Genomic DNA, 14,055 nt, shown 5'->3' on the forward strand with positions numbered 1-14,055 from the left:
GGGAGGACAAGCGATGATACCAGCGGCGTTTGAGTATCACAGACCGGCGGATATGGCCGACGTGATCGCGCTTTTGGAAGAACACGGGGATGACGCGCGGGTGATGGCGGGCGGGCACAGCCTGATTCCGATGATGAAACTGCGCATGGCAGAGATACCCCATTTGATCGACCTGCAGGACGTGGCCGGGCTGAAAGGGATTACCGTGGCAGACGGCCGTGTGACCCTGGGCGCGATGGTCACCCAGCACGAGCTGATCCAGCACCAAGGGCTGGCCGATGCGGCTCCGATCCTGCGCGAGGCTGCGCTGGTGATTGCCGACCCGCAGGTGCGCTATATGGGCACCGTCGGCGGCAATGTCGCCAATGGCGATCCGGGCAACGACATGCCGGGCCTGATGCAGTGCCTGGATGCGGAGTTCACGCTGGTTGGCCCCGATGGCGAACGCACTGTGTCCGCCCGCGACTTCTGTGAAGCGGCCTATATGACCGAGCGGGAGGATGAAGAAGTTCTGACGGCGATCAGCTTTGACGCACCTGCGGGCGGCTATGCCTATGAAAAACAGAAGCGCAAGATCGGCGACTATGCCACTGCCGCCGCTGCGGTGATCCTGCAGAAGGACGGCGGCACCTGCACCGCGGCCTCCATCGCCATGACCAACCTCAGCGATGTGCCGGTGTGGTCGGAAGCGGCGGGTGAGGCCCTGACGGGCACCACTGTGGACGCTGCAGCCGTCAGCGCCGCTGTTCAGGCCGTTCTCGACGACATCGACCCGGTTGAGGACAACCGCGGCCCGGTGGCGTTCAAGCGCCATGTGGCCGGCATCATCCTGACCCGCGCCATCCAGCGCGCCTGGGACCGCGCATGAGGGAGGAGCGGAGATGAGCGACAAGATGCATATCAAACTGAAGGTGAACGGCGAGGACCGCGAGTTTCTGGCCGAACCGCGCGAGCTGCTGATCTATGCCCTGCGCGAGCACCTGGACCTGACAGGCCCGCATGTGGGCTGCGACACCTCCCACTGCGGTGCCTGCACCGTCACCATTGACGGCAAATCGGTGAAATCCTGCACCATGTTCGTGGCCCAGGCCAACGGCGCCGAGATCACCACCATCGAGGGCATCGGCCAGCCCGACGCTTTGCACGTGTTGCAGGAGAGCTTCCGCGAGCATCACGGGCTGCAATGCGGCTTCTGCACCCCGGGCATGATCACCCGCGCCACCAAGCTGCTGGAGGAGAACCCGGACCCGACGGAGGAGGACATCCGCTTTGGCATGGCCGGCAATATCTGCCGCTGCACCGGCTACCAGAACATCGTGAAATCGATCCAGGCTGCGGCCACTGAAATGAACTCAGCCAAGGAGGCCGCGGAATGAACGATATGACCCCCGACCGCGACGACCGTTCCGCAAACCTCAAAGGCATGGGCTGCTCCCGCAAGCGGGTGGAAGATGTCCGCTTCACCCAGGGAAAGGGTAACTACGTCGATGACGTGAAGCTGCCCGGCATGCTGCACGGCGACTTTGTGCGCTCTCCTTACGCCCATGCGCGGATCAAATCAATCAACACTGAGGCCGCCATGGCGCTGGACGGCGTGGTGGCCGTGCTGACCGCCGAGGATCTGGCACCTCTGAACCTGCATTGGATGCCGACCCTTGCGGGCGACAAGCAGATGGTTCTGGCTGACGGCAAGGTGCTGTTCCAGGGCCAGGAGGTGGCCTTTGTGGTGGCGCGCGACCGCTATGTGGCCGCCGACGCAGTGGAGCTTGTCGAGGTCGACTACGAAGAACTCCCCGTCCTTGTAGACCCGTTTGAGGCGCTGCAGTCCGACGTGGTCCTGCGCGAGGATCTGGAGCCCGGCGCTGACGGTGCGCACGGCCCCCGCAAGCATCACAATCACATCTTCCTGTGGGAAGCTGGCGATGAGGCAACCACCAATCAGGTGCTGGAGAACGCCGAGGTCGTGGCCGAAGAGACCATGTACTACCACCGCACCCACCCCTGCCCGCTGGAGACCTGCGGCTCGGTGGCGTCGATGGACAAGGTGAACGGCAAGCTGACGCTCTGGGGCACCTTCCAGGCGCCGCATGTGGTGCGCACCGTGGCCTCGCTGCTGTCCGGCATCGAAGAGCACAACATCCGGGTGATCTCTCCCGACATCGGCGGCGGCTTTGGCAACAAGGTGGGGGTCTACCCCGGCTATGTCTGCTCCATCGTGGCCTCGATCGTCACCGGCAAGCCGGTGAAGTGGATCGAGGACCGGATGGAAAACCTGATGTCCACCGCCTTTGCCCGCGACTATTGGATGACCGGCAGGATCTCGGCCACCAAGGAGGGCAAGATCACCGGGCTGCACTGCCATGTAACGGCGGACCACGGCGCCTTCGACGCCTGCGCCGATCCGACCAAATACCCGGCCGGCTTCATGAACATCTGCACCGGGTCCTATGACATTCCGGTGGCCTATCTGGGTGTCGACGGCGTCTACACCAACAAGGCGCCGGGCGGAGTCAGCTACCGCTGTTCTTTCCGGGTGACCGAGGCGGTCTATTTCATCGAGCGGATGATCGAGGTTCTGGCAATTGAGCTGAACATGGACGCGGCTGAGCTGCGCCGGATCAACTTCATCAAGAAGGAGCAATTCCCCTACAAGGCCGCCCTGGGCTGGGAATACGACTCCGGCGACTATCACACCGCCTGGGACAAGGCGCTGAAGACCGTCGAGTATGACGCGCTGCGCCGCGAGCAGGCAGAGCGCATCGAGGCCTTCAAACGCGGCGAGACCCGCAAGCTGATGGGCATCGGCCTCAGCTTCTTTACCGAGATTGTCGGGGCAGGGCCGGTGAAGAACTGCGATATCCTTGGCATGGGGATGTTCGACAGCTGCGAGATCCGCATCCACCCGACGGGATCGGCCATCGCGCGGCTGGGCACCATAAGCCAAGGCCAGGGGCATGCGACCACCTTTGCCCAGATCCTGGCCAGCGAGACCGGCATCCCCGCCGACAGCATCACCATCGAGGAAGGCGATACCGACACCGCGCCCTATGGTCTTGGCACCTACGGCTCGCGCTCAACTCCGGTGGCGGGGGCCGCGACGGCTCTGGCAGGCCGCAAGATCCGCGCAAAGGCGCAGATGATCGCGGCCTATCTGCTGGAAGTGCATGACGATGACGTGGAATTCGATGTCGACCGCTTTGTGGTCAAGGGCGCACCGGAGCGGTTCAAGACCATGAAGGAGATCGCTTATGCCGCCTACAACCAGGCAATACCGGGAGTGGAGCCGGGGCTGGAGGCAGTGAGCTACTACGATCCGCCAAACATGACCTACCCGTTCGGCGCCTATGTCTGCGTGATGGACATCGACGTTGATACGGGGGTGCCCGAAATCCGCCGCTTCTATGCGCTGGACGATTGCGGCACCCGCATCAACCCGATGATCATCGAGGGCCAGGTGCATGGCGGCCTCACCGAGGCGCTGGCGGTCGCGCTGGGGCAGGAGATTGCTTATGACGATCTGGGCAATGTGAAGACCGGCACGCTGATGGACTTCTTCCTGCCCACCGCCTGGGAGACGCCGAACTATGAGACGGATCACACGGTAACGCCTTCTCCGCACCATCCAATCGGCGCCAAGGGCGTGGGTGAAAGCCCGCATGTGGGTGGCGTGCCCTGTTTCTCCAACGCGGTGCAGGATGCGTTCCGGGCCTTTGGTCTGCGCCACACACATATGCCGCATGATCATTGGCGGATCTGGAAAACTGCTAATGACCTGGGCCTGCATGGGTGAAGGATTTCGGACCGGCTTTGCCTGGTTCGAACCGCCGGAGGGGGCAGCGCCCCCTCCGAACTTCCCCCGGGAAATTTAAGCCAGATGAAGAATGGATCCCTGTTGTGACACATGGTGAGCTGAAAGAGGCGTTGGCTGCACAAGGCTATGTTGCCGGAGAGGATCTGGCGATGGCGGTGCATCTGGCGCTGGCGCTGGGCCGACCGCTGCTGCTGGAAGGGGCGGCGGGCGTCGGCAAGACCGAGGTGGCCCGGGTGCTGGCGGCGGTCCTGAACACGCAGCTGATCCGGCTGCAGTGCTATGAAGGGCTGGATGCGGCACAGGCGATCTATGAGTGGAACTATCAGCGCCAGTTGCTGGCGATCCGGGCTGCGGCCGAAGATGGCGAGACCGGGCGCGCTGTCGAAAGCCGCATCTTCTCGGAAGAGTTCCTGCTGGAACGCCCGCTGCTGAAGGCGATCCGCCAGGAGACGCCTCCGGTTTTGCTGATTGATGAAATCGACCGGGCTGACGAGGAGTTCGAAGCCTACCTGCTGGAGGTGCTGTCGGAGTTTCAGATCTCCGTGCCGGAGCTGGGTACCATTTCCGCCACGTCCCGCCCCGTTGTGATCCTGACCGCCAATGGCACCCGCGACCTCAGCGATGCGCTGCGCCGGCGCTGCCTCTATGCCCATGCGGACTACCCGGATCCGGCTGCCGAGCTTGCCATTCTGCAGGTCCGCTGTGCTGGGATCGAAGACCGCTTGGCCCGGCAAATCATTGGCTTCGTGCAGGCTCTGCGCAAAGAAGATCTGGAGAAAATCCCCGGCATTGCCGAAACTCTTGATTTTGCGGCGGCGCTAATGGGGCTGGGTGTGGCGGACCTGACCCATGATCCGCACCAGCTGCAGGCGGCCTTGGCCGCTTTGCTGAAGACTCAAAGCGACCGCGCAAACATCACCACCGAGGTTGCGCAGCGTCTGGCGGGGCGGGCGGCATGAGCCGGGTGACGCGGTTTGCGGCCCGCGACCCCGGGCCGGCTGCCCGGATGGCCGGGTTCATGGCGCACTTGCGGGCCAATGGGCTGCGACTGGGGGCTTCGGAAACCCAGGCAGCACTGGAGGCGCTGACCTGTGTTGACGCCTGGAATGCCGATGACTGCTGCCGTGCGCTCAAAGCGGTCTGTGCCGGCAGCGCTGATGATGCGGCCCGGTTCGGCGATCTGTTCGACAGTTTTTGGCGCAATGGCGGGAGGGTTTCTTCCAAGGCCGTACCGGTGCCATCGCCGGATATGTCCTCGGTTCATTCTTCGCGCGAGACCAAAGGCGAAGACAGGAGCAGCGGCGGCAAAGCCAGCGCACCGGATGGCGGCGGCGGTGCAGCAGAAACCGGCGGTGAGGGTAAGCTGGCCGCCGTCGCAACACGGAACCTGATGAAGCAAGATCTGCGCGACCTGGTGCAGAAGGAAGACATCGCCGCAGCGGAAACCGTGGCCCGCCGCTTGGGTGCGGCGCTGCGCGACCGGCGCGCGCGCCGCCGCAAGGCCTCCCGCAAGGGCCGCGGGCTGCATCTGCGCAAGGTCATCCGCAGCAGCCTGCCCACAGGCGGGGAACCTTTGCGCCTGTACCGGAAAACCCGCCCGGACCGGCCGGTAAAGATCGTGGCCATCTGCGACGTTTCCGGATCGATGACGCTGTACGCCCGTGTTTTTCTCGCCTTTTTGGCTGGCCTGATGCGCGCTGATCCGGCCAGCGATGCCTATCTGTTCCACACCCGCCTGGTGCGGATCACCGATGCGTTGCGCGATAAGGATGCCTTGCGCGCGCTGGGCCGGCTGTCGGTCATGGCGGAGGGCTTTGGCGGCGGTTCAAAGATCGGAGCGTCGCTGGACCATTTCTCACGCAGCTATGCGCGCCGCTTCGTGGACGGCCGCACCGCGGTGCTGATCCTGTCGGATGGCTATGACACCGATCCGCCGGAGCTGCTGGGCGCGGCGCTGGCGCGGCTGCGCAAGCGCGGCTGCCGGATCATCTGGCTCAATCCGATGAAGGGCTGGGCCGGGTATGAGCCTATCGCCCGCGGCATGGCAGCCGCCCTGCCGCATCTTGACCTGTTCAGCGCGGCGAACCGCCTGGAAGACCTGGCCGCCCTGGAACCGGAGCTTGCCCGGCTATGACACCTGCAGAACTGACAGACCGCGATCTTGCCGCCGTGACACAGGCGCTGCGTTCAGAAGGCGCGCCTTTTGCCATTGCCACGGTGATCCGCACGGCGGGCCTGACCGCCGCCAAGCCCGGGGCCAAGGCCGTGCTGCTGGCGGATGGCGTGATTGCCCATGGCTGGGTGGGCGGCGGCTGTGTGCGTGCGGCGCTGGCGCGCGCGGTGAAGCAGGCCGTTACAGAGGGGCAGCCGCAGCTGATCTCGCTGAAGCCGCAGGACATGCTGGAGGCCGAAGGCATCACCCCGGGCACCGAACAGGATGGCATCCGCTTTGCCAGGAACGGCTGCCCTTCCAAGGGCTCGCTCGACATCTTTGTTGAGCCTGTGCTGCCGTTGCCCGAACTGGTCGTCTATGGCGCATCACCGGTGGCCGGGGCGCTGAAAACCTTGGCAGAACAGTTTCACTGGATGGTCACAGAGGGCAGCGCAGAAGCGCCCCCCGCAAATGTGCCAGAGGGCACCCGCCGGATGGTTGTGGTGGCCACGCAGGGCAAGGACGATGCAGCCAGCCTGCGCGGGGCGCTGAACGCCGGGGCGGAGTTCGTCGCTTTTGTCGGCAGCCGCCGGAAGTTCGCCTCTCTCACTGAAAAGCTGACCGGGGAGGGGTGTGATCCCGCCCTTTTGGCTGCCGTCCAAGCGCCGGCAGGCCTGGCCATAGATGCCGTCACCCCGGAAGAGATTGCCCTCTCAATCCTGGCGCAGCTGACACAGGTGCGGCGCCGGCGCCAGCGCGGAGATCAAAGCGATGACTGACACCAGCCTCCCCCGCAGCACCAAACCTGGCGGCTTGCTGGCCCGGCTGTGGCGGCGTTTGGCGCGGGTTTCGCTGTCCAAGGAACACGCCGAGCTGCTGTCAAAGATCAAATTTCCCTGTTGCTAAGAAGGAACCGCATATGGAACTGAACGACGAGATCATCATCGACGCACCGATGGCCCGGGTCTACGAGGCCTTGAATGATCCGGAGATCCTGCAGCAATGCATCCCGGGCTGCGAAGAGCTGATCAAACATTCCGATACCGAGTTGGAGGCCAAGGTTGTGCTCAAGGTCGGCCCCGTGAAGGCGCGTTTCAGCGGCAATGTCGAGCTGGACCCCTCGGGCGCGCCAGACGCGTTTTCACTGTCTGGCCAGGGCAATGGCGGAGCAGCCGGCCACGCCAAGGGCGGCGCTGACGTGTCACTGGAGGAAGCAGACGGCAAAACGGTGCTGAAATACACTGCGAAGGCCGAAATCGGCGGCAAGCTGGCGCAGCTAGGCAGCCGGCTGATCCAGAGCACGGCCAAGAAACTGGCGGCCAAATTCTTTAAGAAATTCGCAGAGGTGATGGCGCCTGCCGACGCCTGATCCGGTTTCACGGCTGCACGTATTGCCTTGCATCGCCAGACGGTGGTGCAGGGCAGTTTGCTTTGGGGCTGCGGGCGAGCTGCCGGCGGGCGGCCCAAGGATTAACAGTTTCGGTTTTTTGAATATTTTGATTATCAAAAACAACCGCGCGGGAAATGATTCAGATCAATGTGCCCTCGGGCAGTCCTGCGCATTCTCCGGGCATCGTAGCAGCGCTGCTTGAAGAACCAGAATCATGAGGGGTTCTTTCCGGCCCGCCTTGCTGCGCTACTTTTGTAGGAGCCAAGGAGGACAAACATGTCCGAACAGCCAACCAAAGCCGAAGAACGGAACACTTTCCTGTTCCTCGCCGTGGTTCTGGCGCCAGTCCTGGCGGTGGGAATCGTCGGCGGCTACGGTTTGATCATCTGGATCTCCCAGATCTTCCTGGGTCCCCCGGCCGGGTAAAGGGCCAGGCCGATGCCAGCGCATGCCAGCACAGCCCCCTCGCGCCGCGCCTTTCTGACCGGCCGCGTCGCGCGCCCCGAGCCGCAATTCCGCCCGCCATGGACGGATGAGGACCGGGTGCAGGCCCATTGCACCAGCTGCAATGCCTGCGTGGAGGCGTGCCAGGAACAGATTATTGAATTCGACAGCCGGAACCGCCCGCGGATCAACTTCCGTGGCGGCGAGTGCACCTTTTGCGCGGCCTGCGCTGAGGCCTGCCCGGAGCCGGTTTTCGATCTGCAACAGCTTGCGCCCTGGCCGGTCACCGTAAGTATCGGTGAAGACTGTCTTTTGGCGGCAGGCATCAGCTGCCAGCTCTGCACCGACAGCTGTGATCCGCGCGCGCTCCGGATGGATCTTTCGGTCCGCCCGGTTGGCGCCATCCGGATTGATCCCGAGGCCTGCAGCGGCTGCGGCGCCTGCCTTGCCACCTGTCCCAATGATGCCATCGCTATCCGCGATCCACGCCAGCAAAGGAGCCACGCGTGACAGAAGAGCTTCACATTTCCAGCCTGCTGGTGCGCAGCAATCCGGCCCGCATGGAGGCCGTGCTGGAGTCCATCACATCCATGCCCAACGCCGAGATTTCGCAAACCGACCCCTCGGGCAAAATCGTTGTTCTGTTCGAAGCGGACAGTGACCGTGCCATCGGCGATGCCCTGGCCAAGATCCAGCTTCTCGACGGTGTCGCCAGCGCGGCGCTTGTCTTCCATCAGGCTTGCGATGCCCAGGAACTCGCCCTTCAAGAAGGAACCCCCCAATGACCGGAATTACCCGCCGTGACGCCATCAAGGCGCAGGCCGCTGCCGCTGCGGCGCTTGCTGCCGGGCTGCCGATCCCTGCCGCCGCGCAGAACCTTGTCACCGACGCCGACCTGACCCAGCTGAAATGGTCCAAAGCGCCCTGCCGCTTCTGCGGCACCGGCTGCTCGATCATGGTCGCCACCAAGGCCGGCCGCGTCGTCGCCACCCATGGCGACACCCAGGCCGAGGTGAACCGCGGCCTGAACTGCGTCAAAGGCTACTTCCTCTCGAAGATCATGTATGGCGCCGACCGCCTGACCACGCCCCTGCTGCGCAAGACCAACGGCGAATATGACAAGAACGGCGAGTTCACCCCGGTCAGCTGGGATGAAGCCTTCGACATCATGGCCGAGAAGTGGAAGAAGACCCTGGCCGAAAAAGGCCCCGAGGGCATCGGCATGTTCGGCTCCGGCCAGTGGACCGTCTGGGAAGGCTATGCGGCGTCGAAGCTGATGAAGGCGGGCTTCCGCTCCAACAACATCGACCCCAACGCACGCCACTGCATGGCCTCGGCTGTGGGCGGCTTCATGCGCACCTTCGGCATCGACGAGCCGATGGGCTGCTATGACGACTTCGAGAACGCCGACGCATTCGTGCTGTGGGGCTCGAACATGGCGGAGATGCACCCGATCCTGTGGACCCGCATCACCGACCGCCGGTTCAGCCATCCGCATGTGCAGGTGGCGGTTTTGTCGACCTTCACCCACCGCAGCTTTGACCTGGCGGACATCCCGGCGGTGTTCACCCCGCACACCGACCTGGTGATCCTGAACTACATCGCCAACTACATCATCCAGAATGACGCGGTGCATAAGGACTTCGTCGGCAAGCACGTGAACTTCCGCCGCGGCAATCAGGACATCGGCTATGGCCTGCGCCCGGAACACCCGCTGGAGCAGGCGGCGGCGAATGCCGGAAAAGCAGGCGGCTCCGAGCCGATGTCTTTCGAGGAATTTGCCGAGTTCGTCTCCGAATACACGCTTGAAAAAGCGGAAGAAATGTCCGGTGTCCCGGCCGCGACCCTGGAAAAGATCGCCAAGCTTTATGCCGATCCCGACACCAAGGTCATGTCGCTGTGGACCATGGGCACCAACCAGCACACCCGCGGTGTCTGGGTGAACAACCTGCTCTACAACATCCACCTGCTGACCGGCAAAATCTCCACCCCGGGCAACTCGCCGTTCTCGCTGACCGGCCAGCCCTCTGCCTGCGGCACCGCGCGCGAAGTGGGCACTTTCTCGCACCGTCTGCCCGCCGACATGGTGGTGAAGAATCCGAAGCACCGGGCGATTGCCGAGAAGATCTGGAAACTGCCCGAAGGCACCGTGCCCGGCTGGGTCGGCTCCCACGCGGTGAAACAGAACCGCGACCTGAAGGACGGCAAGATCAACTGCTACTGGGTGCAGGTGAACAACAACATGCAGGCCGCCCCCAATATCATGGAGGAAGGGCTGCCGGGTTACCGCAACCCCGACAACTTCATCGTGGTGTCGGATGCCTATCCGACGGTGACCGCCGAAGCTGCCGACCTGATCCTGCCCGCCGCCATGTGGGTGGAGAAGGAAGGCGCCTACGGCAACGCCGAGCGCCGCACCCAATTCTGGTACCAGCTGGTCAACGCGCCGGGTGAATCGATGTCCGACCTGTGGCAGCTGGCGGAATTCTCCAAACGCTTCACCACCGATGAGGTCTGGCCGGCCGAGCTTCTGGACGCCAACCCGGAATTCAAGGGCAAGACCCTGTTCGATGTCCTCTTCGCCAACGGCAAGGTCAACAAATACGAGCTGACCGAGAAGTCCCGCGAATACGGCAACCACGAATCCGAGGACTTCGGCTTCTACATCCAGAAAGGCCTGTTTGAGGAATACGCCGAATTCGGCCGCGGCAAGGCCCACGATCTGGCGCCGTTCGACACCTATCACGAGGTGCGCGGCCTGCGCTGGCCCGTGGTGGACGGCAAGGAAACCCAGTGGCGCTTCAAGGAGGGCTCCGACCCCTATGTGACCCCGGGCGCGGATTACGAATTCTACGGCAAGCCCGATGGCAAAGCGGTGATCTTTGCGCTGCCTTACGAGCCGCCGGCGGAAAGCCCGGATGAGGAATACCCGATGTGGCTGGCCACCGGCCGTGTGCTGGAGCACTGGCACTCCGGCTCGATGACCCAGCGGGTGCCCGAGCTCTATCAGGCCGTTCCCGATGCGCTGTGCTACATGCACCCGGATGATGCCAAAGCCATGGGCTTTAGGCGCGGCACCGAGGTGAAAATCATCTCCCGCCGCGGCGAGATGCGCACCCGGGTTGAGACCCGCGGCCGCAACAAGCCGCCGAAAGGTCTGGTGTTTGTGCCCTGGTTCGATGCGCGCCGGCTGATCAACAAGGTCACGCTCGACGCCACCGATCCGATCTCGAAACAGACGGACTTCAAAAAATGCGCAGTCCGTATCGAAGCAGTGTGAGGCCCGTCATGAAACATCTCCGTCTCGCTATCCTGGCTGTTCCGCTCTTTATTGCCACGGCAGCCGCCGCCCAGAACCAGGTCGCCACGCTGCGCAACAATGCGCCGCTGGCGGAAGAGGGCGAAGCCACCCAGATCCCCGGCATCGTCAACACCGACATCCGCCAAGTGCGCAACTACCCGGATCAGCCGCCGCTGATCCCGCACAAGACCGACAACTATCAGGTCGATCTGAACTCGAACAAATGCCTGACCTGCCACAGCCGCACCGCGGTGGAGGTGAGCCAGGCGCCGATGATCTCGGTCACCCACTTCATGAACCGCGAGGGCCAGACTCTGGGCGCGGTGAGCCCGCGGCGCTATTTCTGCAATCAGTGCCACGTGGTTCAGACCAATGCCCGGCCGCTGGTAGAGAATGAGTTCGTCGATATCGACCGCGTGATCGACTACGTGAACGCGCAGCAGAGCGGGGCGGACTGATGATTGGTTTCCTCAAACGGCTCTGGTGGATCATCCGGCGTCCCAGCGCCTATTTCTCGCTCGGCTTTCTGACCATGGGCGGCTTTGTGATGGGGATCATCTTCTGGGGCGGTTTCAACACCGCGCTGGAAGTCACCAACACCGAGGCCTTCTGCACCAGCTGCCACGAAATGCGCGACAACGTGTTCGAGGAGCTGAAGCCGACGATCCACTATTCCAACCGCTCGGGTGTGCGCGCCTCCTGCCCGGACTGCCACGTGCCGCACAACTGGACCAACAAGATCGCCCGCAAGATGCAGGCCTCCAAAGAGGTCTGGGGCAAGATCTTCGGCACCATCAACACGCGGGAGAAATTCCTGGAGCACCGGCTGGAGCTGGCGCAGCACGAATGGGCGCGGCTGGAGGCAAACGACAGCCTTGAATGCCGCAACTGTCACTCGGACGAGTCGATGGACATCACCCGCCAGTCCAAGCGGGCGGCAGATGCGCACGAGCGCTTCCTGTTCACCGGCGAGAAGACCTGCATCAACTGCCACAAGGGCATCGCCCACCAGCTGCCCGACATGGCCGAAGCCGAGGCGCAGGACCATGCCCGCCTGCTGCCCCCGGCAGAAGGTGAAGGCCTCCTGGCCAGCACCCGCAGTTACCTGGGGATGAGCGGGCACTGACGCAGAGCGTTCCTTGCAAAGCTGAAAAAGGCCGCTGCCCATTGGGTAGCGGCCTTTTTAGTGTCTGTTTGCCAGGGCTGCGGGTTTACAGCGGGATACTGCCCAGATGGCCTTCGCCGCGTTCGCGGGCCAGTTTCATCTGCTTTTGCCGTTCCCGGAACCGGGCCTTGTCCTCGTCCGAGGTCTGATCGATGCACAGGTGGCAGCTGACCCCCTGTTCGAACTCGGGCCGCTCCTTGTCCTGGGGCAGGATCGGGCGGCGGCAGCCATGGCACAGCTCATGCGGGCCTTCCACCAGCCCGTGGCCGACCGAGACCCGGTTGTCGAAGACAAAGCATTCGCCTTCCCAGGTGCTGCTCTCCGCAGGCATTTCCTCCAGGTAGCGCAGGATGCCGCCCTTCAGGTGGTAGACATCCTCCACCCCCTGGCCCAGCAGGTAGTTGGTCGATTTCTCGCAGCGGATGCCGCCGGTGCAGAACATCGCCACCCGCTTGTTGTGGAAGCGGTCCTTGTTCTCTTCCCACCAGGTCGGGAAATCGCGGAAGCTCTCGGTCTTGGGATCAATCGCGCCCTCGAAGGTGCCGATGGCCACCTCGTAATCGTTGCGGGTGTCGATCAGCACCACATCGTCCTGGCGGATCAGATCGTTCCATTCGTCCGGCTCGACGTAGTGGCCCACCGATGCGCGCGGATCGACATCCGGCTGGCCCATGGTCACGATCTCTTTCTTCAGCCGCACCTTCATCTTGCCGAACGGCGGTTCGGCGGCAGTGGCCTCTTTCCACTCCAGCCCGGCACAGCCCGGCAGCGCCTTGATATGCGCAAGCACCGCGTCGATGCCTGTACGGGGACCTGCAATGGTGCCGTTGATCCCTTCCTGCGCCAGCAGCAGCGAGCCTTTGACGCCTTGCGCCTGGCACAGCTCCAGCAGCGCCGGCTTGACCGCGGCGGGATCGGGGAAACGGGTGAAGTGATAGAGGGCAGCAATCGTGTACATGCCCCGCCCTTAGAACCCCGGCGCCGGTAATTCAAGAGAAAGAACCCTTGCGGCGGAGCCCGTAAAATAAGGGAGATGAGTGCATTCTTTGCAGCCACCCAGCCCGCTGCCACCCAGCAAGAGTTCCCAAGACGCTTCTGCACCGCTACATATTGTGCAAGCAGGTGAAAAAGGAGCAGTGAATGACCCAGGCGCTGATCGTTGTCGACGTGCAGAATGATTTCTGCCCCGGAGGCGCGCTGGCGGTGCCCGGAGGGGATGAGGTGGTGGCCCCGATCAACGCAATGATGACGCAGTTCGAAACCGTGATCCTGACCCAGGACTGGCATCCCGCAGGGCATTCCTCCTTTGCGTCCTCGCACCCGGGCAAGGCGCCGTTTGAAACTGTGGAAATGGCCTATGGGACCCAGGTGTTGTGGCCCGACCACTGCGTTCAGGGCAGCGATGGCGCGGCTTTTCGCGAGGGGTTGCGCACAGATGGCGATCTCATCCTTCGCAAGGGGTTCCGGACGGGTATCGACAGTTATTCCGGCTTCTTTGAGAACGACCAAACCACGCCCACCGGGCTGGAGGGCTATCTGCGCAGCCGTGGTATTACCAGGCTCACCCTGGCCGGGCTGGCCACCGATTTCTGCGTTGCCTTCACCGCTTTGGACGCGGCGCGGCTTGGCTTTACGGTGACGGTTGACCTGGCTGCCTGCCGGGCGATTGATCTCGACGGATCGCTGGCGGCCTCCTTGTCTCTGATGAAAGACGCCGGAATTGCCCTTCAATCCTGAGCCAACAGCCAAAAAAATTAACTACGCAAAGAGTAAGCTGCCTGCAGATCCGGAT

15 protein-coding genes are annotated in these 14,055 nt (G+C 63.3%); 14 read left to right on the plus strand and 1 reads right to left on the minus strand.

From position 1 onward, the window contains the following. Window positions 1-13: 13 nt before the first annotated feature. From RA20_RS11625 to RA20_RS11685, 13 genes are all read left to right on the plus strand, one after another. Complete coding sequence (locus tag RA20_RS11625; RefSeq protein ID WP_039128513.1) at window positions 14-868, plus strand: FAD binding domain-containing protein; 855 nt, start codon at window positions 14-16, stop codon at window positions 866-868. Between the two features lie 13 nt (window positions 869-881). Further along, the gene (locus RA20_RS11630; RefSeq protein WP_039128515.1) at window positions 882-1,376 is read left to right on the plus strand and encodes a (2Fe-2S)-binding protein; all 495 of its coding nucleotides are present in this window, start codon (window positions 882-884) and stop codon (window positions 1,374-1,376) included. After that, a complete protein-coding gene (locus RA20_RS11635; RefSeq protein WP_039128518.1) occupies window positions 1,373-3,790 on the plus strand; it encodes an aerobic carbon-monoxide dehydrogenase large subunit in 2,418 nt (805 codons plus the stop codon). Before RA20_RS11630 ends, RA20_RS11635 begins: the two co-directional genes overlap by 4 nt. 170 nt (window positions 3,791-3,960) lie before the next feature. After that, window positions 3,961-4,770, plus strand: a complete 810-nt coding sequence (locus tag RA20_RS11640; protein WP_446720154.1) for an AAA family ATPase — start codon at window positions 3,961-3,963, stop codon at window positions 4,768-4,770. Beyond that, the gene (locus RA20_RS11645; protein WP_039128524.1) at window positions 4,767-5,945 is read left to right on the plus strand and encodes a vWA domain-containing protein; all 1,179 of its coding nucleotides are present in this window, start codon (window positions 4,767-4,769) and stop codon (window positions 5,943-5,945) included. Before RA20_RS11640 ends, RA20_RS11645 begins: the two co-directional genes overlap by 4 nt. Then, complete coding sequence (locus RA20_RS11650) at window positions 5,942-6,742, plus strand: XdhC family protein (protein ID WP_039128527.1); 801 nt, start codon at window positions 5,942-5,944, stop codon at window positions 6,740-6,742. The genes RA20_RS11645 and RA20_RS11650 overlap by 4 nt, the downstream gene beginning before the upstream one ends. Window positions 6,743-6,882: 140 nt before the next feature. Further along, entirely contained in the window at window positions 6,883-7,332 is a 450-nt protein-coding gene (locus tag RA20_RS11655; protein WP_039128528.1) for a CoxG family protein, read from the plus strand. 297 nt (window positions 7,333-7,629) lie between these two features. Next, window positions 7,630-7,779: a periplasmic nitrate reductase, NapE protein gene (gene napE, locus RA20_RS11660; protein ID WP_039128533.1), complete on the plus strand. Its 150-nt coding sequence runs from the start codon at window positions 7,630-7,632 to the stop codon at window positions 7,777-7,779. Window positions 7,780-7,791: 12 nt separating this feature from the next. Beyond that, window positions 7,792-8,307 carry a ferredoxin-type protein NapF gene (gene napF / locus RA20_RS11665; protein WP_039128536.1) on the plus strand — a complete coding sequence of 172 codons (516 nt, stop codon included), beginning with the start codon at window positions 7,792-7,794 and terminating at the stop codon, window positions 8,305-8,307. Further along, window positions 8,304-8,582, plus strand: coding sequence for a chaperone NapD (locus tag RA20_RS11670; RefSeq protein WP_039128539.1), 279 nt, complete (start codon window positions 8,304-8,306; stop codon window positions 8,580-8,582). The genes napF and RA20_RS11670 overlap by 4 nt, the downstream gene beginning before the upstream one ends. Further along, window positions 8,579-11,077 (plus strand): nitrate reductase catalytic subunit NapA, encoded by a 2,499-nt coding sequence (gene napA / locus RA20_RS11675; protein ID WP_039128542.1) that lies wholly within the window; start codon window positions 8,579-8,581, stop codon window positions 11,075-11,077. Before RA20_RS11670 ends, napA begins: the two co-directional genes overlap by 4 nt. Before the next feature lie 8 nt (window positions 11,078-11,085). Then, complete coding sequence (locus tag RA20_RS11680) at window positions 11,086-11,556, plus strand: nitrate reductase cytochrome c-type subunit (protein ID WP_039128544.1); 471 nt, start codon at window positions 11,086-11,088, stop codon at window positions 11,554-11,556. Beyond that, window positions 11,556-12,224, plus strand: coding sequence for a NapC/NirT family cytochrome c (locus RA20_RS11685; RefSeq protein WP_039128546.1), 669 nt, complete (start codon window positions 11,556-11,558; stop codon window positions 12,222-12,224). Before RA20_RS11680 ends, RA20_RS11685 begins: the two co-directional genes overlap by 1 nt. A gap of 85 nt (window positions 12,225-12,309) precedes the next feature. Here RA20_RS11685 and trhO read toward each other — a convergent pair whose 3' ends face one another. After that, entirely contained in the window at window positions 12,310-13,221 is a 912-nt protein-coding gene (gene trhO / locus RA20_RS11690; RefSeq protein WP_039128548.1) for an oxygen-dependent tRNA uridine(34) hydroxylase TrhO, read from the minus strand. Between the two features lie 182 nt (window positions 13,222-13,403). Between trhO and pncA the strand changes: the two genes are divergently transcribed. Further along, a complete protein-coding gene (pncA, locus tag RA20_RS11695; protein WP_039128551.1) occupies window positions 13,404-14,000 on the plus strand; it encodes a bifunctional nicotinamidase/pyrazinamidase in 597 nt (198 codons plus the stop codon). Window positions 14,001-14,055: the final 55 nt, after the last annotated feature.

It is taken from the genome of Leisingera sp. ANG-Vp (genome assembly GCF_000813725.1).
In the GTDB taxonomy this organism is placed as follows: domain Bacteria; phylum Pseudomonadota; class Alphaproteobacteria; order Rhodobacterales; family Rhodobacteraceae; genus Leisingera.

Excerpts from the sequence above, each read along its gene's own strand:
- RA20_RS11625 (WP_039128513.1), top strand. The coding sequence starts at position 14 with ATGATACCAGCGGCGTTTGAGTATCACAGACCGGCGGATATGGCCGAC.
- RA20_RS11630 (WP_039128515.1), top strand. The coding sequence starts at position 882 with ATGAGCGACAAGATGCATATCAAACTGAAGGTGAACGGCGAGGACCGC.
- RA20_RS11635 (WP_039128518.1), top strand. The coding sequence starts at position 1,373 with ATGAACGATATGACCCCCGACCGCGACGACCGTTCCGCAAACCTCAAA.
- RA20_RS11640 (WP_446720154.1), top strand. The coding sequence starts at position 3,961 with ATGGCGGTGCATCTGGCGCTGGCGCTGGGCCGACCGCTGCTGCTGGAA.
- RA20_RS11645 (WP_039128524.1), top strand. The coding sequence starts at position 4,767 with ATGAGCCGGGTGACGCGGTTTGCGGCCCGCGACCCCGGGCCGGCTGCC.
- RA20_RS11650 (WP_039128527.1), top strand. The coding sequence starts at position 5,942 with ATGACACCTGCAGAACTGACAGACCGCGATCTTGCCGCCGTGACACAG.
- RA20_RS11655 (WP_039128528.1), top strand. The coding sequence starts at position 6,883 with ATGGAACTGAACGACGAGATCATCATCGACGCACCGATGGCCCGGGTC.
- napE (WP_039128533.1), top strand. The coding sequence starts at position 7,630 with ATGTCCGAACAGCCAACCAAAGCCGAAGAACGGAACACTTTCCTGTTC.
- napF (WP_039128536.1), top strand. The coding sequence starts at position 7,792 with ATGCCAGCGCATGCCAGCACAGCCCCCTCGCGCCGCGCCTTTCTGACC.
- napA (WP_039128542.1), top strand. The coding sequence starts at position 8,579 with ATGACCGGAATTACCCGCCGTGACGCCATCAAGGCGCAGGCCGCTGCC.
- RA20_RS11680 (WP_039128544.1), top strand. The coding sequence starts at position 11,086 with ATGAAACATCTCCGTCTCGCTATCCTGGCTGTTCCGCTCTTTATTGCC.
- RA20_RS11685 (WP_039128546.1), top strand. The coding sequence starts at position 11,556 with ATGATTGGTTTCCTCAAACGGCTCTGGTGGATCATCCGGCGTCCCAGC.
- trhO (WP_039128548.1), bottom strand. The coding sequence starts at position 13,221 with ATGTACACGATTGCTGCCCTCTATCACTTCACCCGTTTCCCCGATCCC.
- pncA (WP_039128551.1), top strand. The coding sequence starts at position 13,404 with ATGACCCAGGCGCTGATCGTTGTCGACGTGCAGAATGATTTCTGCCCC.